The organism is Vibrio azureus, assembly GCF_002849855.1.
In the GTDB taxonomy this organism is placed as follows: domain Bacteria; phylum Pseudomonadota; class Gammaproteobacteria; order Enterobacterales; family Vibrionaceae; genus Vibrio; species Vibrio azureus.
Genome location: NZ_CP018617.1, coordinates 216,014 through 242,268, shown reverse-complemented (window position 1 = coordinate 242,268; position 26,255 = coordinate 216,014). Strand labels below are relative to the sequence as shown.

The 26,255-nt window shown below is 42.0% G+C and carries 20 protein-coding genes; 13 read left to right on the top strand and 7 right to left on the bottom strand.

Translation table 11 applies throughout. From position 1 onward, the window contains the following. The first annotated feature begins 66 nt into the window (after positions 1–66). From BS333_RS14835 to BS333_RS14825, 3 genes are all read left to right on the top strand, one after another. The gene (locus BS333_RS14835; protein WP_021710397.1) at positions 67–486 is read left to right on the top strand and encodes an Hsp20 family protein; all 420 of its coding nucleotides are present in this window, start codon (positions 67–69) and stop codon (positions 484–486) included. A gap of 272 nt (positions 487–758) precedes the next feature. Continuing rightward, positions 759–2,672, top strand: a complete 1,914-nt coding sequence (gene dnaK / locus BS333_RS14830) for a molecular chaperone DnaK (protein WP_021710396.1) — start codon at positions 759–761, stop codon at positions 2,670–2,672. Positions 2,673–2,796: 124 nt separating this feature from the next. After that, positions 2,797–3,714 (top strand): DnaJ C-terminal domain-containing protein, encoded by a 918-nt coding sequence (locus tag BS333_RS14825; RefSeq protein ID WP_021710395.1) that lies wholly within the window; start codon positions 2,797–2,799, stop codon positions 3,712–3,714. 107 nt (positions 3,715–3,821) lie between these two features. Here BS333_RS14825 and ppsR read toward each other — a convergent pair whose 3' ends face one another. Continuing rightward, complete coding sequence (gene ppsR / locus BS333_RS14820) at positions 3,822–4,655, bottom strand: posphoenolpyruvate synthetase regulatory kinase/phosphorylase PpsR (RefSeq protein ID WP_021710394.1); 834 nt, start codon at positions 4,653–4,655, stop codon at positions 3,822–3,824. A gap of 300 nt (positions 4,656–4,955) precedes the next feature. On the opposite strand from ppsR, the gene ppsA reads away from it, so the two are divergent. From ppsA to BS333_RS14805, 4 genes are all read left to right on the top strand, one after another. Beyond that, the gene (gene ppsA / locus BS333_RS14815; protein ID WP_021710393.1) at positions 4,956–7,325 is read left to right on the top strand and encodes a phosphoenolpyruvate synthase; all 2,370 of its coding nucleotides are present in this window, start codon (positions 4,956–4,958) and stop codon (positions 7,323–7,325) included. 442 nt (positions 7,326–7,767) lie between these two features. Beyond that, positions 7,768–7,923, top strand: coding sequence for a DUF5993 family protein (locus BS333_RS22195; protein WP_021710392.1), 156 nt, complete (start codon positions 7,768–7,770; stop codon positions 7,921–7,923). Between the two features lie 13 nt (positions 7,924–7,936). Then, complete coding sequence (locus BS333_RS14810) at positions 7,937–8,476, top strand: disulfide bond formation protein B (protein WP_021710391.1); 540 nt, start codon at positions 7,937–7,939, stop codon at positions 8,474–8,476. A 355-nt stretch (positions 8,477–8,831) separates the two neighbouring features. Next, the gene (locus BS333_RS14805; protein WP_033004028.1) at positions 8,832–10,415 is read left to right on the top strand and encodes a BCCT family transporter; all 1,584 of its coding nucleotides are present in this window, start codon (positions 8,832–8,834) and stop codon (positions 10,413–10,415) included. Between the two features lie 165 nt (positions 10,416–10,580). Here BS333_RS14805 and BS333_RS22190 read toward each other — a convergent pair whose 3' ends face one another. The 3 genes from BS333_RS22190 to BS333_RS14795 all read right to left on the bottom strand — a co-directional run bounded on the left by BS333_RS22190 (position 10,581) and on the right by BS333_RS14795 (position 12,970). Beyond that, entirely contained in the window at positions 10,581–10,733 is a 153-nt protein-coding gene (locus BS333_RS22190; protein ID WP_021710389.1) for a hypothetical protein, read from the bottom strand. A 156-nt stretch (positions 10,734–10,889) separates the two neighbouring features. Then, positions 10,890–11,822: a hypothetical protein gene (locus tag BS333_RS14800; protein WP_021710388.1), complete on the bottom strand. Its 933-nt coding sequence runs from the start codon at positions 11,820–11,822 to the stop codon at positions 10,890–10,892. Positions 11,823–11,830: 8 nt separating this feature from the next. Then, positions 11,831–12,970 carry a hypothetical protein gene (locus BS333_RS14795; RefSeq protein WP_021710387.1) on the bottom strand — a complete coding sequence of 380 codons (1,140 nt, stop codon included), beginning with the start codon at positions 12,968–12,970 and terminating at the stop codon, positions 11,831–11,833. 428 nt (positions 12,971–13,398) lie between these two features. Between BS333_RS14795 and BS333_RS14790 the strand changes: the two genes are divergently transcribed. Beyond that, positions 13,399–13,824 (top strand): universal stress protein, encoded by a 426-nt coding sequence (locus tag BS333_RS14790; protein WP_033004038.1) that lies wholly within the window; start codon positions 13,399–13,401, stop codon positions 13,822–13,824. Positions 13,825–13,993: 169 nt separating this feature from the next. After that, on the top strand, positions 13,994–14,845 hold the full coding sequence (locus BS333_RS14785) for a patatin-like phospholipase family protein (protein WP_021710385.1): 852 nt from the start codon (positions 13,994–13,996) through the stop codon (positions 14,843–14,845). A gap of 89 nt (positions 14,846–14,934) precedes the next feature. Here the strand turns inward: BS333_RS14785 and BS333_RS14780 are convergent, their stop codons facing one another. Together BS333_RS14780 and BS333_RS14775 are read right to left on the bottom strand one after the other, a co-directional pair. Beyond that, on the bottom strand, positions 14,935–16,104 hold the full coding sequence (locus tag BS333_RS14780) for a D-alanyl-D-alanine carboxypeptidase family protein (protein WP_021710384.1): 1,170 nt from the start codon (positions 16,102–16,104) through the stop codon (positions 14,935–14,937). Between the two features lie 200 nt (positions 16,105–16,304). After that, positions 16,305–17,024, bottom strand: coding sequence for an SDR family oxidoreductase (locus BS333_RS14775; RefSeq protein WP_021710383.1), 720 nt, complete (start codon positions 17,022–17,024; stop codon positions 16,305–16,307). Positions 17,025–17,477: 453 nt separating this feature from the next. On the opposite strand from BS333_RS14775, the gene BS333_RS14770 reads away from it, so the two are divergent. Together BS333_RS14770 and BS333_RS14765 are read left to right on the top strand one after the other, a co-directional pair. Then, positions 17,478–18,962 (top strand): DUF1800 family protein, encoded by a 1,485-nt coding sequence (locus tag BS333_RS14770; protein ID WP_021710382.1) that lies wholly within the window; start codon positions 17,478–17,480, stop codon positions 18,960–18,962. Between the two features lie 5 nt (positions 18,963–18,967). Further along, positions 18,968–20,314 carry a DUF1501 domain-containing protein gene (locus tag BS333_RS14765; protein WP_021710381.1) on the top strand — a complete coding sequence of 449 codons (1,347 nt, stop codon included), beginning with the start codon at positions 18,968–18,970 and terminating at the stop codon, positions 20,312–20,314. A gap of 506 nt (positions 20,315–20,820) precedes the next feature. Here the strand turns inward: BS333_RS14765 and BS333_RS14760 are convergent. Next, on the bottom strand, positions 20,821–21,144 hold the full coding sequence (locus BS333_RS14760; RefSeq protein ID WP_021711905.1) for a DUF4156 domain-containing protein: 324 nt from the start codon (positions 21,142–21,144) through the stop codon (positions 20,821–20,823). 208 nt (positions 21,145–21,352) lie between these two features. On the opposite strand from BS333_RS14760, the gene BS333_RS14755 reads away from it, so the two are divergent. Together BS333_RS14755 and BS333_RS14750 are read left to right on the top strand one after the other, a co-directional pair. Continuing rightward, the gene (locus tag BS333_RS14755; protein ID WP_021711904.1) at positions 21,353–22,786 is read left to right on the top strand and encodes a DEAD/DEAH box helicase; all 1,434 of its coding nucleotides are present in this window, start codon (positions 21,353–21,355) and stop codon (positions 22,784–22,786) included. Between the two features lie 194 nt (positions 22,787–22,980). Further along, complete coding sequence (locus BS333_RS14750; RefSeq protein ID WP_021711903.1) at positions 22,981–26,019, top strand: YncE family protein; 3,039 nt, start codon at positions 22,981–22,983, stop codon at positions 26,017–26,019. Positions 26,020–26,255 lie beyond the last annotated feature (236 nt).

The window sequence follows — 26,255 nt, the reverse complement described above, 5'->3', positions numbered from 1 at the left end:
TTGAATACGTGTGTTATCTCCGCGCACTGAGCGTTGAGAGCTATTGCTTATTAAAAGGATAGTATTATGCGTAATGTAGATTTTTCTCCACTTTACCGTCATGCCATTGGGTTTGACCGTCTGCTCAATCACGTTGAAAGCAGCAACCATAAAGCTTCAACGAATGGTTACCCACCTTATAACATCGAATTGAAAGATGAAAATAACTACCGGATTACGATGGCTGTTGCAGGATTTTCTGAAGAATCATTAACCTTGATTCAAAATGAAAATGTTCTGATTGTTTCTGGTGAAATCCAGTCCAGTGAGGCAAAACCTTCATATATTTATCAAGGCATTGCCGAACGAAACTTTGAACGTAAGTTTCAGCTTGCAGATTATGTCACGGTTACTGGCGCAAGCATGGAAAATGGGCTGCTTCATATAGAACTGATAAGAGAAGTGCCGGAATCAATGCAAGCAAGAAAGATTCCCATCAGTCAGTAAATTTTATTAATCATTAAATTTTATTAATCAGAAAGTTATATCAACTTCAAACAATGTGTTTCTCGCTGTCCAAAAGGGCCAGACCATTGATGACGCCAGAGTCAAACAGGCTTTTTCACGTCTCATGGCATTGTCGAGCAAACAACGAAGCTAGACGAATCAGAACCATCAACGGGCCAGACTACTTTAACCGTGTTCCGTTGTTCTCATTCTAATCGTCATAAAAAATTCAGATTACATTAGATAAGCTAATGCAAAACGAGGATATAAATATGGGTAAAATCATTGGTATTGACTTAGGTACAACTAACTCTTGTGTTGCAGTACTCGACGGCGACAAACCACGTGTTATTGAAAATGCGGAAGGTGAACGCACTACCGCATCTGTCATCGCCTACACCGACGGTGAGATACTTGTAGGTCAACCAGCAAAGCGTCAAGCAGTTACAAACCCAACCAATACACTGTTTGCAATCAAACGCCTAATCGGTCGTCGCTTTGAAGACGAAGAAGTGCAGCGTGACATTGAAATCATGCCATACAAAATCGTCAAAGCGGACAACGGTGATGCTTGGGTAGAAGCAAAAGGCCAAAAAATGGCGGCTCCTCAAGTCTCTGCTGAAGTACTGAAAAAAATGAAAAAAACCGCCGAAGATTTTCTAGGCGAAAAAGTCACAGGGGCCGTAATTACTGTACCAGCTTACTTTAATGATGCTCAGCGCCAAGCAACAAAAGATGCAGGCCGTATCGCAGGCTTAGAAGTTAAGCGTATTATCAACGAACCAACTGCAGCTGCATTGGCCTATGGCCTTGATAAATCAGGTGGTGACCGCACCATTGCAGTCTATGACCTTGGTGGTGGTACTTTTGACATTTCCATTATTGAGATCGATGAAGTCGAGGGCGAAAAAACTTTCGAAGTTCTTGCGACCAATGGTGATACCCATCTCGGTGGTGAAGATTTTGATAATCGAATGATCAACTACTTGGTGGACGAATTCAAAAAAGAGCAAGGCGTTAACTTGAAAAACGATCCCCTTGCGATGCAGCGAGTAAAAGAAGCCGCAGAGAAAGCCAAGATCGAGCTTTCTTCTACTTCACAAACAGACGTCAATTTGCCATACGTAACCGCCGATGCCTCTGGACCTAAGCATATGAACATCAAGGTAACGCGTGCCAAGTTAGAATCTTTGGTGGAAGATCTTGTACAACGTTCTTTAGAACCATTAAAAGTCGCGCTTGCCGATGCAGAGCTGTCTGTAAATGACATCACCGACGTTATCCTAGTCGGCGGACAGACACGTATGCCTATGGTTCAAGCCAAAGTGGCAGAGTTCTTTGGCAAAGAGGCTCGCCGCGACGTCAACCCGGATGAAGCGGTCGCAATGGGTGCGGCAATACAAGGTGGTGTTCTTTCTGGAGACGTAAAAGATGTCTTGTTGCTCGATGTGACCCCACTTTCCCTAGGGATTGAAACCATGGGCGGAGTGATGACGAAATTGGTTGAGAAAAACACAACAATCCCGACCAAAGCGCAACAAGTCTTCTCTACGGCAGAAGACAATCAAAGTGCCGTCACTATCCACGTACTTCAGGGGGAACGTAAGCAAGCGTCTTTCAATAAATCGCTTGGACAATTTAACTTAGAAGGTATTCAGCCTGCACCACGCGGCCTACCACAAGTTGAGGTGACATTTGATCTCGATGCAGATGGTATTCTTAATGTCTCAGCCAAAGATAAACAAACTGGCAAAGAGCAGAAGATCACCATTCAAGCCTCAGGAGGTCTGAGTGATGAAGAAATCGAGAAAATGGTTCAGGAAGCAGAAGCTAACAAAGAAGCCGATCAGAAGTTCGAAGAACTCGCTGCGGCTCGCAACCAAGCAGACCAAATTGTTCATGGTACGCGTAAACAGTTAGAAGAAGCTTCTGATGCCCTTCCTGCGGAAGACAAAGAGAAAATTGAAACTGCTATTTCTGCCTTAGAAACCGCACGAAAAGGTGATGATAAAGACGATATCGATGCAAAAGTGCAAGATTTAATGACGGTATCACAGAAATTGATGGAAATCGCACAACAAAAAGCACAAGCTCAACAATCCCAAGGCACACAGGCAAACTCAGAGTCTCAAGAAGACGATGTCGTGGATGCTGAGTTTGAAGAAGTAAAAGACGAAAAGAAATAAGAGCCACGATTGACTAGGCGGCCTTGGTCGCCTAATGTCTTTCTCCTGCTTTTTGTATGTAGACGTTTGAGGCTAACTCAGGCGTCTTCTTTTCAATTAAAACCAATTAAAATGAGCGGTGAATATGTCAAAACGAGATTATTATGAGATTTTGGGTATTCCTAAAGACACCCCCGTCAAAGACATCAAAAAAGCCTATAAAAAACTCGCCATGAAGTATCATCCAGATAAAAACCCGGATGATGAAACCGCAACCGAAAAATTTAAGGAAATTAAAGAAGCTTATGAAGTTCTGACTGACAAGGAAAAACGCCAGCAATATGATCGCTTTGGTCACGCCGCTTTCGGCAACGGCTACGGGAATCATGAAGGACAGGCACAGTACAGTCACGAAGGCTTTGAAGATATTTTCGGCGGTGCTTTTGGACGAGGTGGTCAAGGGTTTTCCGGCTTTGGCCAAGGTGCTGGTGGATTTGGTGGTTTTGAGGATATTTTTGGAGGTGCGCACAGTAGAAGCTCTCGCCCAAGAAAAGGCCAGGATCATGAATATACCTTTACTGTCGATTTTATTGATGCAATACAAGGTGCTGAACGTATTGTCGAATTACCGATTGATGGCAAACAGAAAAAAATTAACGTCAAGATACCTGCGGGAATTAAAGATGGCGAAAAAATTCGCTTCGCAGGCAAAGGTGAAAAAGGGGTTAACGGCGGACCAGATGGGGACCTACTTTTAATTATTAATACTCGTCCACATGCTTATCTTGCGCGTGAAAATAACAATTTACTTTGTACCACGCATGTCAGCATGATTGACGCTGCCCTCGGAGGAGAAGTCGAGGTCCAAGTATTCAATAATCGCTACAAGCTAAAAGTCCCCGCAGGCACTCAAAACGGACGTAAGATGAAAATGTCTGGTAAGGGCGTTAAAAACCGCAAAGGCATTACTGGTGACTTAATCGTAACCCTTAAGATAGATACCCCAACGAACCTTTCGGACAAACAAAAAGACCTTCTGCACCAATTTCAAGAAGCCGTCTAATTAGAGGCGGCCTGATTGATACTTTTACCCTTATATACCCAAGTGATATACCCAACTACCGAATAATCGCTTGGGTAAGGGGTAAGTCTGAGACTTAATATTGTGCTCTAGAATAACCGACGTTTCATACCGGCCTGCTCCATCACTCGTGTCGTGATCTCCTCAACCGACAGTGAAGAAGTATTAATATAAGGGATGGCTTCTCTTCTGAATAAAGCTTCAACAGTATCTAACTCCAATTTGCACTGTTCAGCACTGGCGTAGTCACTCCCAGATAAACGATTTTCACGAATTTCGTTCAAGCGTTCTGGATTGATAGTGAGGCCAAACAGTTTATGTCGATAGATTTCAAACTCAGGCAACAAGCGCATCATTCCAATATCTTGAGCAATAAAAGGATAGTTAACAACCCTTAAGCCAAATTGCATGGCCATATACAAACTGGTGGGTGTCTTGCCGCTACGAGAAACCCCAAGAAGTATGATATCCGCTTCCTCCAATCCTTTTAGGGTCATCCCATCATCATGTGCCAATGTGTATTCAATCGCGGCAATACGATCAAAATACGTATCTGAATCCTTACTCACACTTCGAGAGCGTTGCAGCTTAGGCTCAGGCACCATTTGTATATCGCTCTGCACCTTTTGCACAATACTGTCTAAAACGTCATAACAAAAAGCAGGTGCTTCACACAACTTTTGCCGTACATCAGGCAAGACAATGGAGAAAAAAACCAAGGGTTTCACGCCGTGGCGTTGGTATGAGATTTCAATTTCTCTGATCACGTCAATAACTTTGTCGACACTTTCGACAAACGGGAAGGCTTTTTCATTCGGCGTGAATGGAAACTGGCCTAAAACAACATGACCGAGGGTTTCACATGTTATCGCAGTGCCATCAGAAACATAGAACACATCACGACTTTGACTATTAATTTGCATTTGTGTTTCGACTTTGAAAACTATTTGCTTAGGATAAGCAACATAATATTAATATATACAAATGACCTCAAGGTGAATGGCGCAAGGATACTAACTTGGTTAAAAAATTCAGTAACACCCTGAAAATCAGACTTTACTCAATATAGCCAATCCATCCTGCGAAATTCATTTTGATGCCCATTAAAAATTTTGGCTTACCGCTACGTGACTGAACCTTGAAGACACAATATTTTTTTATGTCATCACGTAAACGTTTGCTCTCTTAGTCCCTACATTTGCTGCAAGGTTTTGGAGAAAGACATGCAAAAGAATACCCTTTGGTTCAATGGCCTATCCATGAATGATGTCGACAAAGTCGGTGGAAAAAACGCTTCTCTTGGTGAGATGGTATCAAACCTAGACAATCTTGGTGTGTCTGTCCCTAATGGCTTTGCGACAACTTCATATGCTTTTAATACGTTTTTAGACCATGAAAATCTAGACGAGCGCATTCATCAACTACTGGATGAACTCAACGTTGATGACGTTGAAGCGTTACGTTCAACGGGTGCCAAAATTCGTCAATGGGTACTGGATGCGCCCTTTCCTGCTGATTTAGAGCAAGACATTCGTGATAATTATGCTGAGCTTGTTTCCTCTGATCCTGATGTCTCTGTTGCCGTTCGCTCTTCAGCCACAGCAGAAGATTTACCTGATGCCTCTTTTGCAGGCCAGCAAGAGACTTTCCTTAATGTAAAAGGAATCGAAGCCGTGTTAGAAGCAACCAAGCACGTTTATGCTTCGTTGTTTAACGATCGAGCAATCTCCTATCGTGTTCACCAAGGTTTTGATCATCGTGGTATTTCTCTTTCTGCGGGTATTCAAACAATGGTGCGCTCAGATAAAGCCTCCTCTGGTGTCATGTTTACGCTAGACACGGAGTCTGGATTCGATCAAGTTGTGTTTATCACTTCTTCTTGGGGGCTGGGCGAAATGGTGGTTCAAGGTGCGGTGAATCCCGATGAGTTTTACGTGCATAAACCTATGCTTGAAGCTGGCCATCACTCAATCGTAAAGAAAACGTTTGGCTCGAAGCAAATCAAAATGATCTATGCCAATAGCCAAGAAATCGGTAAACAAGTTGATATTGTCGATACGTCAGAAACAGAACGTAATACCTTCTCTTTAAATGATGAAGAAATAACGCAACTTGCCAAACAAGCCATGATCATCGAGAAGCATTACCAACGTCCAATGGATATTGAATGGGCCAAAGATGGTGTAAACGGTAAGTTATATATTGTGCAAGCACGCCCTGAGACCGTTTGTTCACAAGACGATCAGAATGTCATTGAACGTTATGAATTGAATGACAGAGCCGATGTTCTTGTCGAAGGACGAGCAATTGGTCAGCGTATTGGGCAAGGTACCGTGCGATTAGTGCAATCTTTGGATCAAATGTCATTGGTTCAAGAAGGCGATGTGTTAGTCACTGATATGACCGACCCTGATTGGGAACCGGTGATGAAGAAAGCCTCTGCCATCGTTACCAACCGTGGTGGCCGTACTTGTCATGCTGCTATCATCGCCCGAGAGCTTGGGATACCAGCTATCGTTGGTTGCGGCGATGCAACAAGTAAACTGACCGATGAAACAACCGTAACGGTTTCTTGTGCTGAAGGTGAAACAGGGTATGTGTATCAAGGTGACTTACCGTTTGAAATCAAACGATCCTCAGTCGATGCCTTACCTCTTCTACCAACGAAAGTCATGATGAATGTTGGTAACCCCGACCGTGCGTTTGATTTCGCTCAGATCCCAAATGAAGGCGTTGGGCTCGCTCGGCTTGAGTTTATCATCAACAAAATGATCGGTATTCACCCTAAAGCCTTACTCAATTTTGAACAGCAAAGCGATGAAGTTAAGACTCAAATCAAAGAGCGTATTCGTGGTTATAACGATCCTATCGATTTCTACGTCAGCAAATTAACCGAAGGCATTGCAACCATTGCCTCTGCTTTCTGGCCTAAACGTGTCATCGTACGTATGTCGGACTTTAAATCAAATGAATACAGCAATTTAATCGGCGGAAAAACCTACGAACCTCATGAAGAAAATCCAATGCTGGGCTTCAGGGGTGCATCTCGTTATATCTCACCTGTCTTTGAACAATGCTTCGAATTAGAAACACAGGCACTGAAGCGTGTACGTAACCAAATGGGACTCAAAAACGTAGAAATCATGATCCCATTTGTTCGCACACCAAGTGAAGCGGCTTCGGTGATCGATATATTGGCAAAATTTGGCCTCCGACGTGGTGATGAAGGTTTAAAAGTTATCATGATGTGTGAGCTGCCATCAAATGCCATATTAGCTGAAGAGTTTTTAAAATATTTTGATGGGTTCTCCATTGGTTCCAACGATATGACTCAGCTAACACTTGGGTTGGATCGAGATTCCGGAGATGTCGCGCATTTATTTGATGAGCGTAATCCTGCTGTTAAAGCAATGCTCAAAATGGCTATCGATGCAGCGACAAAAGCCGGTAAATACGTAGGCATTTGTGGTCAGGGGCCATCCGATCACGAAGACTTAGCCGAATGGCTAATGGATCAAGGGATTAGCTCTGTTTCTCTCAACCCAGACACCGTCATTGATACTTGGCTCAAATTAGGCAAAGCTAGTCAATAAAAACAAGCAATATATTTTCTCAAAATAACTTTTCATAACAAAAAAACCTCTATTATTTCTAATGGAGGTTTTTTATGCTAAAAAATCACCCAAAGTAGCATTCTATTTCTAATTAACGTCAAGAATTGTGATACTGGAGGTTAGACGACACAACTTATAACCATCGCTTGTGTCGCATGCTCTAATAAGTGGAATTAAGTCAGTAAACTTCTCCTTAAAAGCAAGCTTACTTAACTCAAATCTTGACTTAAAACGCTCGGTATTAGGCTACTTTATTCTCAATTCGACGCTATAAAAAGAACCCAAATTTTCTCATTTAAAGCAGTTGATAGAGGATTATTTTGCAAATTAAATAACAATTTCATCATCTGCTGTCGCAGATTTTAAAGAATTGCCTATTATTAAAATAATTAAAGCTCATAGTAAGGAAGGAAACCCCCTCATGATGACACTCATTTTTTTACTATTACTCGTTGCGATGCTCAGCGCATTTCTCGGGAAAAAAAGCGCTGGTTACGCTTTATTTGCCTCATCGGTAATCATTGGACTGTACTGGTTTAATCACCATGCAACCGATCAACTTTCGATTTTATTGTAAGAGGTAAATAAATATGAATCGTGCATCTTTATCTCTGTTTAATACCCTCGGTCTATTAGGTATTACGACTGTCCTACTCATCGGTTTTGTCCTTCAGTTTGCCCTTAATGAACTACCTTGTCCTTTATGTTTATTACAACGTATAGGCTTCGTTATGGTCATGTTTGGTTTCTTACTCAATGTTGTTTACGGACCAGAGTCAAGACACTACGGGGTGGTCATTATTGGTGCTCTATTTGGCGTAATTACGTCACTTAGACAAGTTTCTCTTCACGTGATCCCTGGTACACCAGAATATGGCAGTGCAATTTTTGGCATGCATTATTACACATGGGCGTTTGTTCTCTTTGTTGCGACTATTTTTGCCGTTTCAGTCATTCTCATGATGACAAATAAAGAAGAAAGCTCAGAACCATACCAAATGAATAGCTTTGGACGTATTGTTTGCCTACTCGCAATTGCCGTAGTGGCATTAAACGTTATTAATGTATTTGTTGAGTGTGGTCCATATCAGTGCCCTGATAACCCAGTTAGCTATTGGTTACTTAACTGATTATTGGTTACTTAACTAATTGCTGTTTACATCGCTAACCATTGTTTCATTCACTATTGAACATTTAGCATTTTCTCAAGTGCATTCAATAACAAGTGCCTTGAACATTCACAGAGGTCAATTAATGGCCTCTGTTATTGAATGGTATTTATATTCAACTGGACACACCGGATATAAAATCTTTTTACTTAAATTCCAACCAGTTGACATTTATGAACAAAATTAAAACTTTTATTGCTTATATTAATAAACTCAACGTGCTAGTATCAGCGGCTTTTTGAACGTCCTCACACTTTTTGTACATCATGTGTGAGGGGAAATACACGGCCTCTAAGGCCCTAAAAGCGAAGTGATTATGTCAAATATGACGAATTCCACCACCGATGCTAGTGTTAAGGAAGCAGACTATTCTGCGATTCATCCTCCTTCCCTGTTACAACGCCTTGAACTTACCAACCCTGTGTTCTGGTTAAGCGGCAGCTTTCTTACCTTATTTGTTGTTCTTGCACTGACATATACCGACACTCTGACTCACTGGGTCAACACAGGCTTTAGCCTAGCAACTCAATACTTTGGCGCTTTTTGGCAAGTATTACTTCTCGTAAACTTTCTCATTGGTTTAGTTATCGCCCTAGGTCGTACTGGTTACGTTCGATTGGGTGGCTTAGCCAAGCCGGAAATCGATAACTTTAAATGGCTATCGATTGTTCTTTGCACACTGCTTGCAGGCGGTGGTGTCTTCTGGGCCGCAGCAGAACCGATTGCACATTTTGTATCACCACCACCACTGTTTGGTGAAGCGTTACCACAAGCAACAGCTATCAATGCACTTTCCCAATCTTTCATGCATTGGGGATTTCTTGCTTGGGCAATATTAGGCTGCTTATCTTCTGTTGTGCTGATGCACCTTCACTACGATAAGGGCTTACCCCTCAAGCCCCGTACTTTGCTTTACCCTATTTTTGGCGACAAAGCGATCAATGGTTGGATAGGCAATCTTGCTGATGCTTGTAGTATCATTGCCGTTGCAGCAGGGACGATTGGCCCAATCGGATTTTTAGGTCTACAAATCAGTTATGCTCTCAATGAATTATTCGGTTTACCGGATACCTTTGTCACTCAAAGTTTAGTGATTCTAGCAGCAATACTCATGTACACCTTGTCAGCATTAAGTGGTGTTAGCAAGGGGATTCAGCTAGTAAGCCGTTATAACATCGTCTTATCGGTGGCATTAATTGGTTATATTTTATGCGTTGGACCAACCAGCTTTATTATTGATGGGTACGTTCAAGGTGTGGGTCAAATGATCGACAACTTCTTCCCGATGGCCTTGTTCCGTAGTGATACTGGTTGGCTTAGTTGGTGGACCGTCTTCTTCTGGGGTTGGTTTATTGGCTACGGCCCAATGATGGCGATTTTCATTGCGCGCATTTCACGAGGTCGAACAATTCGCCAGTTGATCCTATCAATCAGTATCGCCGCTCCTCTGATCACATGTTTTTGGTTTAGTATCGTTGGTGGCAGTGGCTTGGCGTTTGAAATCAGTAACCCTGGACTCATCTCCACTGCTTTTGAAGGTTTCAACTTACCTGCGGTGTTATTGGCCATTACCTCTCAATTACCATTTCCAATGATAATTTCGGTCTTATTTTTGATCTTAACCACGACATTCATTGTCACAACAGGTGACTCTATGACTTATACCATCAGTGTGGTCATGACAGGGTCAACCGAGCCAAATGCTATGGTAAGGAGCTTTTGGGGCATAATGATGGGCTTGGTTGCAATTGCACTGATCTCTATGGGATCGGGGGGAATTTCTGCCCTGCAGTCTTTTATCGTTATCACTGCAGTGCCCGTTTCTTTTATCTTGTTACCAAGTATCTGGAAAGCACCAAGTATCGCGAACAAAATGGCCAAAGAGCAAGGATTGATCTAACCTCTAATCAGGTCATTATTATGATTTGCTAATAAATATCAAAGGCGCTGTAGAAATACGGCGCTTTTTTGTATCCGCTTCCCTTAAATAACCTGAATTCATATCCAAGTTACCTTAAACAACAAAAAGCAGCTCGAAAGCTGCTTTATTAGGTGCGATCTCAATTTATGCTTTTTTAAGATCTTTCGTAGGGTAAGTTAACGTTGCTTGGCTTGTTTTAACGTGCGTGTAAGAACCGCCACTGCTTTGGCCTGTGACAACCAATTCACCAAAGTTAACCCCTTTCGTTGCAACAACAACATCACCGACTGAATACATATTAAATACCTTTTTAAGCAAGTCTTAATCTTTGCCGGTATTTAAACCGAATTCAGGTCAATCAACTAATCAGATTTTTTGTCGTCAGGATTAGTTTATTTTGTAAACCAGTTTGTAGCATGTACCAGTCATACTTGCTCAAAAAGTAAGTGGCCTTTAGTAACCGCATCCCGTTACTACCGAGCCTTCGCCACGAATACTGGCAGTATTATTGAGTTCATTTTTAAAATTTTGATATTTCGTCTTAGTGGCACGATGAGAAGTAAAGGCGCTTTGTAAGCCTTCTTCTGCCTCGCTTGCAGATAGTGCACCATTGTTTTTGACATAAAGGTAGGCCGATTTTTTACTCAACTCCTCTTCACTGAGGCCTTTTCCGAAATAACTGCGGTTTTGCGGTAAATACGCGACTGTCGCGCTTTCAATCAAATCCCATTGCTTTAGTTGCTCTTCAAATAACGGCATGCATGACTGACAAGGTATTTGGTTCACGTAGACTCTGAGCTCTCCACCAGAAGTAATCACTCCAGCATTCATATCTTGTTCAATTCTACGTAATGCCTTTATCTCTGCATCATTGGCTTGCGCATAAGAAGAGGCTTTAAAGTAACGCTCCATGGTTGCATAGTCCTGCTCGGATATTTTCCCCGTAACTAATACTTCATTTTCATTGCGCATCTCTGCCTCTGACCATTGCCTAAATCGCTCTTTAGCTTCAGCATCTCCTTGCAAGCTTTTGGTAATCGGCGCATCACCACTGTAAGAATGATAAGTGCGGATCGCTGGTTTGCCATTTGGTAGTTTGTATTGATATTCAAACCTTGCAATAGATTTTTTTTGTAAGAGGACCAAACCAGGGTTGACTTCTGCTTTAGTCACTTGCCCACCCACGAGTGCGCCTTCACCATGAGCAACCATAGTGTTAGTCGCTGTGGCATAAGAAGCCGTGATCCGATCAAAGGTATGATTAATATGTTGCGGAACCAAACTCTGTGCATCAGTGACTTTATTCAGTTCAACAACAGCAGCCAAACCATTCGCTGATGTGGCTGCTACAGAAACTAAAAGCAGTTTTTTAATAAACGTTTTCATACTTCACCTTAATCCAAATCAACTGAACAAATTTCTGCTAAAAAGCCCTCTTGGCTGGCAGCAAGTTCTTCTTCTGTCCAAGCGGCTTCTGTCGAAAATTCACTGGCCGCTGAAGCGGTAAAGAAATCGGTTGTGGCCAGACCTTCCATGACCAAAGCCATTGGCATTAATACTTCAAATAAATGTCCTAAAAAGCCTTGCTGTTGTGCATTATGGTAATGTTTTGGCACGATCGCTTGACGGTATTCAGAGACATACCAATCCCACAAAGCACGATCTGTCATATCGACATAGCAACGCTTATAACTCACCGTGGGATAAAGGGCATGGTCATCACGGCTACAAGGAGGATCAATATAGCCATATTTATCGATCATAGCCGAAGAGAGTCTAGCAATACGATAATGGGCCCTTAAATATTGACGACTTAAATTGTAAGGTTGAATTTCTGTATTAATCACACCATTTAAAATTTGCAGTAAATATTCTTTATCACCATCCCAAAGATCATCTAAAGCAAAAACATCATTCATAAACCTATCAACTACATCGATTCTGATACCGTTTATTTTCCATTGATGTTTAGGAATCGACGTACTTCTATCTCGCACAACCTGAACAGCCAAAGCCAATTTTGAGATTAAAGTATGGATATTTGCACTATAGCGATCATCTTCGTACATATATATTTGGTAAGCTTTGTAGAATATATCAGGATCAACTTGTGCTTTAACTACACTGGCCCTTACTGAATTGGGTTCATTGTCTCTAAATCGTGCACTATTGCGCACAGGGTTCAATTGCTCTTTACTGAACTGTTGAGGCCTAGCTTTAGTAAACCCAGCTTCTTTGGTTATAATATTGTAAGCAACTTGGTTACTTAAGCTGGCATTATAATATGACTGAAAATCATCCCATGCACTGACCCAAGCTAAATCATTAAGTACCCAATCATTATCTGATCTAAGCTCCGAGTATGGAGAATCAGGATCTTTTAAGAACAACTCCTTAAGCGACTTATCTGAATACTCTTTCCCTTTATCGTAATAATGAAGCGCTTTTGTGAATGTATCTGGTTTGTAATCAGCACTTAAAGATAACCCACTTACGAGGCCACTGCACATGACGAAAAATAATCGTTTTTTCATATATTCCCCTTGTTATTATCATTACCTAATACACTAATTAAACTGTTTTTAATTAAATCAAATCCAGGTGAAATCGATCTATATAATAGAACTATCATTAAGTAAACATAAACAATCAAATAGATCAAAAAACTAAAAGTTAATTATTTTTAATGGTTAAATTAAAGGGAAATGAACTAAAAAATAGAATTGTTAAAAATAAATTATTTATTCAAATGCTGTTATTTAAAGTAATGGGAATATATCCAGTGACATCAGAATGCTTGACTCAGAGCGATATGTATCGGCATTTTTTCAAGGCAGTTGCAATCAGCCGCAACCTCTTACCACAAACAAGACGAATGCGAATTTCGCGATCTTATCGACAAAAATTTTAGTGGAAGCATACTATGCTTGGATTTTTGGATCACTTTGAAGAGAGTATGACGTTGAAATACAAGCATATCCTAGTTGCTTTAGAATTGTGCGACGAAAGCAAAATTCTGATTGATCGTGCAGTTTCTATGGCTGGTTACTTTGATGCAGAGATCTCCTTTATTCATCTGGATGGTACTCACGGTGAAATTTATCACGAACTGGTGGATATCATCGAAGAACCAGATCAACGCCCAGTTAGTGAGCACATAATGGAGGGACTACAAGCATTTAAACAGTACATTGATCACCCACTAAAGCACTTTTTTGTAGGGACAGGCGATCTAGCGGATAAACTCGAGGTCACGATAAGAGAGCAGGACGTCGATCTGTTACTTTGCGGTCACCATCAAGACTTTTGGAGCAAGCTCATCTCGTATTCCAGACACTTAATCGACCGTTCACCTGTTGATATACTGGTTGTCCCATTGCAAGATTAAAACTTCATGATAGTTATATCTCCCTAAGTGACCTTAAGATGCCCTGAATTATGCTTTTTGAGGTTACTTGGTTATACATTAAAGTTTTACTCTGGTATTTCAAAATAATATCGCTTAAGGTCGGCACCAGTTCTTCGCTAACCCCAACAAAACGGTAACAAAACATCACATGAAACAGATAGGCTCAAAAGCACTCATTGTTGAGGGCGGCGCAATGCGTGGGATATTTTCTTGCGGTATCCTAGACACCTTTATGGAACAAAATTTCTCACCATTTGATAGTTTTTGGGGTGTTTCAGCAGGGGCAAATAACCTTGCAGCTTTTCTTGCCAACATGCCGGGCAGAAACTGTAAGATTTATCTTGATTACAGTTTACGTAAGCCATTCATAAATCCCTCGCAATTAATTCGTGGCGGAAACATGTTGAACTTAGATTGGATGTGGTCAATAACGATGGCCGAACTAGGCTTAGACCAAGCTTCGCTTCGCGCAGAACAAAGGCCGTTCTTCTTAGGTGTAACCCGACAAGATAATGGACAGGCCGAGTACCATACGCCTCCGGTGGAGTTATTACCAGAAACAATGAAAGCAAGCAGTGCTTTGCCGATCCTATATCGTAATGGTGTGAATTTAAATGGAGTGAAATACGTCGATGGCGGTGTCGCTGATGCAATCCCCATCGCAGAAGCGATAAGACGCGGGGCAACAAAAATCATGGTGCTTCGAAGTCGGCCACAGAGTTACCGAAAGGAAGGACCAGGATTCAAAAATCTCACACGTCATCTTTTAAAACAAACCCCAGGCCTTGTGGAACCGATGCTCACTCGTCACATTCGCTATAATCAAACAGTGGAGCTACTGTCATCTCCCCCTAAAGGTATTGAGGTCATTCAAGTTTGCCCTCCAGAAAACTTTAAGCTGCAACGTCTAAGCCGTTCGCCGAAACCGTTAATGCATGCGTACAATTTGGGCAAAGAGTTAGGCCGTGAAGCCATCACACAGTGGCATCAGCATGGGTAATAGAAATGAAACCAGCATACCCAAGTGACCTCAAGATACTTGGGTATATAAAGCGGCATCCTAGTCGCTTACTTGGGTATTTTGGTTACTTAAAACCAGCTTGATATGAGCCTTTTTAACCAATCTATACAGCGCTTAAAGATACTGCCTTCTTCAACATCTTGTAAGGTCACCAGCGCGGTTTCGCCCAACACATTGTCACCAACTTTATAGACAACTTTACCAACGGCTTGATTTTTCTGTAGTGGAGCCACCAGTTCCTCTGAATAGATCAGCTCTGCCTCTAATTGGCTCATCTCACCTTTTAATAAAGTGAGATAGACATCGTCTAAAACGCCAACTTTCACTTCATCTGCCTTACCCATCCAAACGTTGGCTTGATCAATCTCTTTCCCCGCTTGAGTGGGAACGACAGTGTCATAAAACCGAAAACCATAACTCAGAAGCTGTTTACTCTCTGATTCTCGAACATTCGGGCTTTTTGCTCCCATTACGACTGCCACCAAACGCATGTTCCCTTGGGTTGCGGAGGTTGCAAGACTGTAGCCAGCACCACTTGTATAACCTGTTTTCATACCATCGACATTTATGCTTCGATCACGTAATAAGCCATTACGGTTATATTGAGTTATGCCATTGTAGGTAAACGAACGTTCGCTATACAAAGAATAGATATCCGGTAAGTCACGAATAATAGCTCGACCTAACTCTGCAATGTCTCGTGGCGTTGAGTATAAACCATCACTATCTAAACCATGGGGATTGGTAAAAGCGCTGTTGGTTAAACCAAGTTTTTCTGCCCACCCATTCATTAAACTCACAAAGCCAGCTTCACTACCAGCTACATGTTCCGCGATAGCCACACTGGCGTCATTACCCGATTGAACGATCAACCCTCGATATAAATCAGACAAGGCGACGGTATTACCCACTTCAATAAACATTTTTGAGGAGTCAGGAAAGTTTTTTGCCCATGCATTTTTACTAATCACCACCTGATCATTCATATTAATATTGCCAGATTTAATTTCTTGGCCTGCTACATAAGCTGTCATAAGTTTTGTTAAGCTGGCTGGGTTTAATCTCTGATTCGCATCTCGCTCCGCTAAGACCTGCCCCGTATTAAAATCCATTAAAATATACCCTTTCGCACTCAGTTCTGGCGGGTTTGGCACCACTGACGGAGCGGCACTGCTCAACGAAGAAACCGCCATTAAGGCGATCATAATGATTGGGGTTGATAATGTTTTTTCTCTCATGGCGGTCTTCTTTGGTTGTAAACGAATAAGCACAGTGAGTATAGGGAAACGCTGTTCAGTTACAGCAACTCTGTTACGTTTGGTTACTGTAACTCGATATTTGTCGAAAAGAATGAGAGATCGGTTAAACTTTAACCTTATTAATATAATAAAAAGCACCCTTACATCACTGTAAAGGCGCTATAAACTAACGGTCTGATTTACAAGACTAAACCACCATCAATCTTAAGCACTTGTCCTGTAATGTAGGTGCTATTTTCAGAGGTAAGAAAAGAGACTCCCTGAGCAATATCTTTTACTGACCCCATTCGACCTAATGGTGTCTTGCCTTCCATCATATGAATGACTTTTTCAGGCAGATCTTTTGTCATATCCGTGGCGATAAAGCCAGGTGCGACGCAGTTAACCCTTATTTGCGCCCCTTTTCGAGCTAGCTCTTTCGCCCAGCCTTTGCTCATGGCAATCACCCCACCTTTGCTGGCACCATAGTTACTCTGACCAATGTTGCCATCGGTACCAACAATTGAGGAAATATTGACGATGCTGCCAGAGCCTTGCTTAAGCATGACTGAAGCGACTTGCTGAGTGAGCAAAAAGACCGCTTTCAAATTGACATCGATAACACTATCCCAGTCCTGCTCTAACATATCAGGTAATAAGGCATCTCGGGTAATACCGGCATTGTTCACTAACGCATCGATCCTACCATATTGTTGGGCGATCTTTTCTACCGTTTCTCCTACAGCCTCTCCATCACATAAGTTGACTCGATGGCTTGCAAGCTGCTCAGAGTGCCCCCAATCAACAGGTGATACGTCCAGCCCAACAACATGGAAGCCATCTTCCAATAGTTGTTCACAAATTGCTTGGCCAATGCCGCGAGCTGCACCAGTGACGACTGCTACTTTCTCAGGTTTCATCTTGGTCTTCCTCAAAGGTTGAGATTAAAAATGTACCTTGCTCATCGCGTTTTATTTTTATACCTAGCTCTTTATCGACGTTACACTATACGCATGAGCTTTCCTATCCTTATTGCTTAATCAAACTATAGCAGCTTTTCAGCAGTTGGTTATAAAACCATCGATATATCGTCATGATTAGTTTATAAAATAATACTTCCTCTTCTTTACTCGTTCTGTTCATCTTTCGAGGCTAACTTTTGATAAAATCGCTTTGAGTAGGGCAGTGGGTTGATAACTATTGCACTGATTAGGCAGCAAGATCACATTAAAACCTAGATTACAATCTTCTCAATTATCACTCTAACATCTAAATTTACAGAACGACATTCTGGTTGGTATTTGTAACCAAGTGAATTAGAGATGCTTGGGGTACCTCTACGTTGTCTCACATCCAAATTAATAGGGGTTAATATGAATCAAGCATATATCGATGCTGCCACAACATTACAGCAATGTACCTTGGGGCCCTCCCAAGCTGATATTCATCACTACCTTCAAGCCAATGGTCTTGAAAATTGGATCGCGCAGCAAGCATCACTCCCGACTTCTTCTTGGTTGCAAATATTCAAACAAGATCAACTCAGCACGCCAAATTTAGGCCACCGACTTTATTTCGCTAGCAGTTGGACAAAAATGACTACAGAAGGGCAAGACATTCTTCGTCAACGAATTGCCTATACGCTCTCTCAGTTGTTTGTGGTGAGTGTAAAAGATCCTGCCTTTAAAAATGCCTCTAAACGTCAATATATGTGCCAATACTTTGATGGTTTGATGGAGCATGCCTTCGCCAACTTTCGTGATGTCATTCGCTTTGTTTCAACCTCTCCGATCATGGGGGAATATCTGACCTTCGTGAACAACGTGGCTAACGCGACAACCGCTCCCGATGAAAATTACGCCCGAGAGCTGCTACAGTTATTTACTCTCGGCCCAGTTCGCTTAGATAACAATGGCGGTGCTCAACTGGACAGCAATGGTAATGACATCCCTTCTTATACCCAAGAAGACATTGAGCAATTGGCCAGAGTTTTTACTGGTTGGAAGTTCATTAACATTCGTGGTGATGAAAAGTATGCCCACCCAATGCAAGCTCGTGGCACTCATGATACCGGTGAAAAGCGCATATTAGGGACCACATTTCCTGCAGGCGTTGATGCTAAAAGTGAACTCAACTCGGTCATTGAACTGCTAATGCAGCAAGATACCCTCTATACCTTTGTCAGCAAGTTCTTTATCAATAAATGGGTGACAAGCAATCCAAATGGAGAGTATGTTCAACGAGTACGCGATGCATTTCAGCAATCCAATGGTGATATTCAAACCTTGGTCACCGCAATACTCACCGACCCGCACGCGCGTACAGCCAATACCCATGCTGGGAAGTTACGTGATCCTATCTGTGTGTTTACCCATGCAATGCGAGCACTACAGCTGCAGCGACGTGAGGGGGTTGCCATGTGGTCAAAACAGTTTGCACGATATGGTCGTATGTTACCTCTCTCCGCGCCCTCCGTTTTTTATTATTACCAGCCCGATGATGCTCCAAGTCATGTCGACTTCAATGGATTATCTGCCCCTGAATTCAATGTCTATCAATGGCATGACGTTTACCAATACGGCAATCAATTTAAAGAACTGATCATCCGTGTTAGTGAAGAGGGTAAAAGTTGGCACATGGACCCGGCTCTATTTCATTTATACCTTGAATTTCAGGATGAAGCGGTTGTGGATTACTTAAATCAACACCTATTTGCTTACCAAATGAATCAAACCTCTCGTCAGCACTATCTTAATTATCTTGCTCAATGCAACATCCGCAAATCAACACGCCGACAAGAGCTTAAACACCTCGTTATGAACGCACTGCTTTCACCGGAATTTGTTACTCAGGGGTAATCATTATGAACTTAACACGACGTCGTTTTCTTCAGGCAGGTACTGCAGGTGCCGGGATCTCAGCCATTAATTTATCGGCTTTTCCGGCTTTAGCAAACTCATTTAATCAATGTACTCCTGGCTATCGCGCGGTTGTCGGTATCGACCTTGCTGGCGGTAATGATGGCTATAATATGCTGATACCGACAACGGAAAATGCGCATAATCAATACCGTACACTTCGAGGTAAGCTCGCTTTACCATCAGAGCAATGTCTTCCTCTCGTTGCTAATGATGGCACCAGCTCATTTGCACTCAACTCTGCAATGATCGCTCTTGAACCATTTTGGCAAAGCTCTGAACTGCTTCCGATCCTTAACATAGGTCCATTGACTCAAAGGGTAAACAAAGAGATTTTTGATAAAGCCACTCGCCCAGCTCACTTATTCAGTCATTCCCATCAATCAACTATGGTCCAATCTCATGCTGCTCTGTCTTTATCAAAAGAAGGCTTTGGCGCACGAACTTCCAACGAATTAGGTGCTATTTTGCGAAACCTGAATGGTCTCGCCCCCATGTTTGATGTTGGTGGAACTCAAGTTTGGACGAACTGTATTACGGCTCCATCCAACTCAGTCGGCACCTCTCTGCCTAAAAACATTATCAGTGATCAACGCGCTCGCCAACTGTTCGAAAATCTTCAGCAGGCCGACCAATATGAAAATATTTTTCAGTCTCACTATGCAGGTGTCGCCACGCATTCCACTACCATGTATCAAGAATTCAGTGCCATCTTAAATTCAAACGTGAGTGATCTCTTTCCGAATACTGGAATTGGCAAACAATTAAAAACCATCTTTAAATTAATTTTACATCGAGAGCAATTTCAACACCCGGCTCAGTATTTCAGTTGTAAATTAGGTGGCTTCGATACGCACTCCGCTCAACTAAGTCGACAAACTGGCCTGCTACAACAGCTTGCTGAAGCCATGGCTGCATTTCAAACTGCATTAATTAATCACGGTTTATCAGAGCAAGTCACCACGTTTACCCACTCTGAGTTTGGCCGAACTTTAATTCCAAATGGGACGGCAGGAACTGACCACGGTTGGGCAAGCCACGCTCTGGTGATGGGAGGCGGAGTCCGTGGAAAAACAACGCTGGGGACATATCCTGATCTTTCTCCACAAAGCCCATATTTGCTCTCTCGAGGACGTGTCATCCCCACGGTTTCTTGTGATCAATTACACGCCAGCTTAATGGCTTGGCTTGGTTTAACTGAAACAGGAATTAACACCTTGTTTCCCGCATTAGACACAACTGGACAAAACCCGATTCAGCCGCAAACTTTACCGATATTTAAGATGTGTTAATCACAAACGTTTAAGAAACTACTGCCTGTTTTTGATTCATTTCTTTGATTCAAGAACAGGCGCGTTAAGCACAGTCAGTTTAAACATATATACCCAAGTGACCTCAAGATGCTTGATTCAGAGCGAGGTCACTGAGTCGAATTCAAGGAAGACAACGAAGCGGGATAGTATTCTATTTCTTATTTTTGTAATAAGAACGGTTGTCTGACGCAAGAAGTCGGCTCAGTGACACGCTCCCAAAGGGCGAGTGACCTTAACTCTCAGACTTTGTTAACGATTCTCAATGTAGAGCTACTAAATCTTCGAATCGTTGCCGTGCCTAAGAGCTAAGGTCATCTCGCTGAACGCAGCATCTTGAGGTTACTTGGGTATAACGAATCTCAATGTAGAACGACTATATCTTTGAATCGTTGCCGCGCCTGAAAGTTAAGGTCATCTCTCTGAAAACAACATCTTGAGGTTACTTGGATATAAAAGCCATTAAGAATGTCTATCCATGTGAGCCGTTATTTACACTGATATGCGTTAGCCAATAATGTGACTGAGCTTGAGAAATCAAATGGTTGGTAAAGGTACAAAGTATCAGCTCCAAGTTGCGAGGCTTTGATCCGCATTTGATTTAATGCACCCCAGACCATATCTTTATCTGCATGAAACCAATAATCATAAAAATGCCCTTCTGACCCAATAACTGTGCCCATATGCTGGCAATGTTTAAGCTCAGTTGATTCTCCCCATATGACCGCCACTTTCTCTGATTCTTGAGTGGGAAAAGTGACACAGCCACTGAGTAATAAAGCCGAACATATTCCTGCAATTTGCTTTTGCATTATACTGCACCTCTAAAAGCACCAAAGCGCGGATTTTATTGCGGCATAACCTTCCAGAACAACAAAATCGCTGAGTCGACACCATCAAACTTTTTTATCTATGCTAGAAATAGTTGAAGCCTGAGCATAAAAGCTTCAGAATGGCGCACTTTTCGCTTCGAGTACATCCTCGAAGCCCAATATAATTCGACAATTGAGAATCATAAATATGGGTTTTACCTCGTTAGGTCTATCTACGCCAATCCTTAACGCGATACAGGAAAAAGGATACGACACACCTTCTCCTATTCAAGCGCAAGCCATCCCTGCTATTTTACAAGGGAAAGATGTGATGGCGGCAGCACAGACCGGTACAGGTAAAACGGCGGGGTTTACGTTACCTATTCTTGAGCGTTTATCCAACGGACCTCGCGTACGCAGTAACCATATTCGTGCATTAATCTTAACACCAACCCGTGAACTGGCAGCACAAGTACAAGAAAATGTCTTCATGTACAGTCGTCATTTGCCTTTGAGCAGTGCTGTTGTCTTTGGTGGTGTTAAAATTAACCCTCAGATGCAACGTCTTCGTAAAGGCGCCGATGTTCTAGTAGCAACACCAGGCCGCTTGATGGATCTGTATAATCAAAATGCAGTCAAGTTTGACCAGCTCGAAGTGCTTGTTTTAGATGAAGCCGATCGCATGCTCGATATGGGCTTTATCAGAGACATTCGTAAAATTTTAGATTTATTGCCTAAGAAGCGACAAAACCTACTCTTTTCAGCCACGTTTTCCAATGAAATCCGAGATCTGGCCAAAGGTTTAGTCAATAACCCAGTTGAAATTTCGGTTAACCCTGCTAACTCAACCGCACGAACGGTTGAGCAATGCATCTATCCTGCGGATGTGAAGAAAAAAGGCCCCATGTTGGTCAAGCTGATCCAAGATGGTGACTGGAAGCAAGTTCTCGTTTTTATGCGTACCAAACACGGCGCAAACCGTTTGGCTAAATTCCTTATTGAAAAAAATATCACCGCCGCAGCCATTCATGGTAATAAGAGTCAAGGCGCTCGTACCAAAGCTCTCGCTGATTTTAAATCGGGTGAAGTCCGCGTTTTAGTCGCAACCGATATCGCAGCACGTGGTATCGATATTCCACAATTACCACAAGTCGTTAACTTCGAGTTACCGAAAGTCGCAGAAGACTATGTTCACCGTATTGGTCGTACAGGTCGTGCTGGAGAAGTCGGCCAAGCCATTTCTTTAGTCTGTGCTCTTGAGGCTCCTGAGCTTTTCGCAATTGAGCGTTTGATTCAACAATTATTGCCAAGAAAAGCATTAGACGGTTATGCTCCAACCAATCCAGTTCCTGAGTCGAAATTGGATACTCGTCCTATCAAGCCGAAAAAGCCAAAGAAACCGAAAAAGCCAAAAGCACCGCAAGCTGAAGGCAATGAGCCGCAAGCAGCTACAGCAAAGAAACAGGCTGAAAAAAACAAGCCCAAACGACGCTTCAACGGAGAGTCAAAAAACTCACCCAACACAGCTAAGCAAAAACAGGGCGATAAAGTCAAAAAGCCAAATGGTTCAACAGGTAAAGCTTCTGCAAAGTCATCACCATCAAAGCCGCGCCGTAAGCCACGTCCAAGTCATCTCAGTTAAACATTCTCAACACATCTGAAAACTCAACCATCGCGCCTATACCCATATATGGGTATAGGCCTCATAGTCATTCGGGGCGATGGTTTATTTTTTTAACAAAAGAAATCAATCTTCAGCATAAAAATTTTTCGTTTTAAAGCAGGTACTGAGTCAAGTATAAGATGGGAAGCTTTCTATTACTTAAGGACAAGACCGTGTTAAAAAGGAATCTCATCGCAGCAGTGATTGGCGCCACCCTATCTCCTCTAGCTTTACCCTCTCTGGCTCACTCACACCAAGCAAATTCAACTCAAATACTCAACTCTGAACAAGATTACTTCCAACAGCAATATCAATCGATGTTCTCACAGGTTAACCAGCGATTGGAAGAAGTAAGAGCTCTGGCAGAAGATGAAGACAACGTTATTATTCAGGATGGTGAGCGCTACATTGAATTCAGTGGCATTCAATATGAACTGAATAATAAAAATAATCCTATCATCCCTTTCCACTCTTTCAATGATACCTCTGCGATAAAAGCTCTATTCCCATTTTTTAGCGCAGATTGGGAATTGAGTCTCTACCAAGGCGGTGCCGTATTTGTTAACAAATACTTCGGGAACTATAACTATGGTGACGGCTGTCTGATTGAGTACTTCCCAGAAGGTAGCATACAAAATGGTGAAGTCGTTGATGTGGTCATCGAGACCTCCAGTTGTTCAGTGAACTCATTTGATACTACTGTACGCTATTTTGGTAACCCAACCACGCTTACTCCAGGGCAACTCGATCAAGAAAGTTTCCGTGCAACTGCCGTAGAACGCTATCAAGATCGCATTTATGTCACTCGTTCCGTTCCAAATGAATATAACTATATCGATGTCTACGATATTAACACCCATCAAAAAGTTGTACGCTTAGATGCTATTACGACTTCAGATGGGCAAACACATAACTTTCGCCAATTAAATGAACTTTACATCGAAGATAACCTTCTGTTTATTGTTTCGTGGGAGGCTAACCGAGTTGACGTACTTGATCTCGATAACAACCATCAGCATGTTATGCAAATAGGCATCGACACTACGACTGGCAGTGGATTATTCCGTCCTCAGTCTATCGTGGGTAACAGTGACTATCTTTTTGTTTCCGATGCTAGAGAAAATATCGCCGTAATACAGCGCTCGGAAATAACACCAGAGAACTCTAATCATATGAACCGTTTTGCTTCGCTTGCTTTTGGTACCGGGCAATACAGCCATCGCCTAGTACAGATGCATATTTTAGGCAATTATTTACTTGTTAATACCTCTAATAATAATTACGTTATTTATGATATTCGTAAAATTAAAGCCGGTGAGACATTACAACCTGAAAAAACGGTAACAAAGGCAGCAAATAAAATTGATCGTTCTGGTGACTATTTAATCGTTAGCATCAAGAATCGCCTAGAGTGGCACCATATTCCAACTTTTATTGAAAATAACTTTGAATTTGTCGCGCCGGAAGGCAGTACTCATGATCTAAATAATCACCAATTTATCCAGTATCAGGATATCCATTTTGACAATAATGAGCTGGTAACGGTTTCCTCTGATCAAATTGATATCAATGAATACATTATCGATGGTTCGGTGAAGTTTAATGCAGGCGAGCAGGTTAGCAACAGTCCTATTACCTTTGAGCAAATCATGCCAAGTGCCATTCAGGAAGTGTTCACCAACAACGAGTCTTTTGATTTAATCACTAATCCAAGCCTTCGCTCCGCGAGAGTCAATGAACTCGTGCATACGACTTTTGTTGATAATAATACCGTTCAAATCACCAATTACAACGCGAAAACCGTCACCAATGTGGACCTTGAAGCAAGGATTAACGGCATAAATAAATGGTTTGTCCTCGGTAATATTGATCAAATTCCTCCTTTTACCAGGATCACTTTACCCGTGACTGCTTTTGGTAACATAGGCCTTTATAACAGTAAAAATGGGGATGGCGTTTTCGATATCACTCATATCATGATGGGTGAAGATAATTTTAATCAACTCCTTAAAACCTCATTCAGTTCTAAAACAGATAAGTTTGTACAAAAACTTCAAAAAATTAAACCACGCTGGAGTATTCAAACCGTAGATTTTACCGGAGGTGAAGGTAATAACTGGCTAAAAATGAGTCCATTACATGCTCGTGAAGCTCTGATCATGCTCACTAACTTTGCTTATATGGCTTCATCAGAAGAGTTTAAGTTATTCTGGTTTAATTTTAGTGAAATGTTCGGTAACGGTGAAGAGATGTTCGGTAATGCAGGCCGTGTCGAGGGTCCTGGCGGATATTTTAAACCTGAAGACTATGAATACTACTATAACGGTATGATGAATCGTGATTATTTAAGAATTGGTGCTGTAAAACAGGTCTTAGGATATGGCAACGTTGGGTTTACAGGTGTGAGTGAAACATTTTACTACCAACACTATTATGGATACTACGGTGTGTTGGCTCATGAATTTGGTCACGGTTTTGATGGCACTCAGCTCTATATAGATGGTAGTGGGTTTGCTTCCAGCGCTTTTGGTTTCCAACCTCTGATGACAGAATTAGGCATGTACTTGATTCGTAAGGGGGATATTCCTTATTTATCAAGCGATGAGGACCTTAATGGGTTCTACAAAGATGAGAATGCGCAATATCGCCACTTTGCAGCAACTGGTAAAAGGGAACACCGAAGTGACAGCGACTCTAATCGTTTTGACAAGTGGTATATGAGTAACTCAACGATGCCGCAAGGCTGGTTTACTCACAACGAAAGTTTCCAATATCAACAATTAAGTAATCATGAGAAAATATCGATTGCTAAACTGAAAAAAGACGGAAATCAGGTCCCTGTCTGTCGCTTCACACAAACTATCGAAGGTAACCTTAAAACCTTGTATGGGTTCGTTGATGAAGTTTCACCTAATCATTATCAATGCTCGTTTGGCTCTGAAATCAGCTACCACCTCAGTGATGGCTCTATGATCTATCCGACCTCGGAAATCAATCAGTTCGATTGGCTGTCACTTCATCAGCCATCCAAAACAGGAGAACAAGTGCTTACTGAGGATGGAATGATACTTTGCTCTATTAATGCCAACGGATTTTACGGTGTCGGCTTCAAAGAGGGAGAACACGCTTGTACTCAAACACCTGAAGTGCATTGGTCAAATGGAAGACGCTGGTATTTTTCAAGTAAGTTTGGCACTTATAACTACCGATAATCTCCTTCGATTAGGAGCAGTTTAATTAAAAGTCCGAGAACTTAATCTCTCGGACTTTTTTATTTAAATCATTTAGATACCACAAGCTATTTAGGTATAATCAGTTGAAATTTACTTTATATACCCAAGTGACTTCAAGATGCTTGATTCAGAGCGAGGTCACTGAGTCGAATTCAAGGAAGACAACGAAGGGGAATAGCAGGCTCTTTCTTATTTTTGTAAGAAGAACGGTTGTC

Coding starts and splice junctions, on each gene's coding strand:
- BS333_RS14835 (WP_021710397.1), top strand. CDS start 67: ATGCGTAATGTAGATTTTTCTCCACTTTACCGTCATGCCATTGGGTTT.
- dnaK (WP_021710396.1), top strand. CDS start 759: ATGGGTAAAATCATTGGTATTGACTTAGGTACAACTAACTCTTGTGTT.
- BS333_RS14825 (WP_021710395.1), top strand. CDS start 2,797: ATGTCAAAACGAGATTATTATGAGATTTTGGGTATTCCTAAAGACACC.
- ppsR (WP_021710394.1), bottom strand. CDS start 4,655: ATGCAAATTAATAGTCAAAGTCGTGATGTGTTCTATGTTTCTGATGGC.
- ppsA (WP_021710393.1), top strand. CDS start 4,956: ATGCAAAAGAATACCCTTTGGTTCAATGGCCTATCCATGAATGATGTC.
- BS333_RS22195 (WP_021710392.1), top strand. CDS start 7,768: ATGATGACACTCATTTTTTTACTATTACTCGTTGCGATGCTCAGCGCA.
- BS333_RS14810 (WP_021710391.1), top strand. CDS start 7,937: ATGAATCGTGCATCTTTATCTCTGTTTAATACCCTCGGTCTATTAGGT.
- BS333_RS14805 (WP_033004028.1), top strand. CDS start 8,832: ATGTCAAATATGACGAATTCCACCACCGATGCTAGTGTTAAGGAAGCA.
- BS333_RS22190 (WP_021710389.1), bottom strand. CDS start 10,733: ATGTATTCAGTCGGTGATGTTGTTGTTGCAACGAAAGGGGTTAACTTT.
- BS333_RS14800 (WP_021710388.1), bottom strand. CDS start 11,822: ATGAAAACGTTTATTAAAAAACTGCTTTTAGTTTCTGTAGCAGCCACA.
- BS333_RS14795 (WP_021710387.1), bottom strand. CDS start 12,970: ATGAAAAAACGATTATTTTTCGTCATGTGCAGTGGCCTCGTAAGTGGG.
- BS333_RS14785 (WP_021710385.1), top strand. CDS start 13,994: ATGAAACAGATAGGCTCAAAAGCACTCATTGTTGAGGGCGGCGCAATG.
- BS333_RS14780 (WP_021710384.1), bottom strand. CDS start 16,104: ATGAGAGAAAAAACATTATCAACCCCAATCATTATGATCGCCTTAATG.
- BS333_RS14775 (WP_021710383.1), bottom strand. CDS start 17,024: ATGAAACCTGAGAAAGTAGCAGTCGTCACTGGTGCAGCTCGCGGCATT.
- BS333_RS14770 (WP_021710382.1), top strand. CDS start 17,478: ATGAATCAAGCATATATCGATGCTGCCACAACATTACAGCAATGTACC.
- BS333_RS14765 (WP_021710381.1), top strand. CDS start 18,968: ATGAACTTAACACGACGTCGTTTTCTTCAGGCAGGTACTGCAGGTGCC.
- BS333_RS14760 (WP_021711905.1), bottom strand. CDS start 21,144: ATGCAAAAGCAAATTGCAGGAATATGTTCGGCTTTATTACTCAGTGGC.
- BS333_RS14755 (WP_021711904.1), top strand. CDS start 21,353: ATGGGTTTTACCTCGTTAGGTCTATCTACGCCAATCCTTAACGCGATA.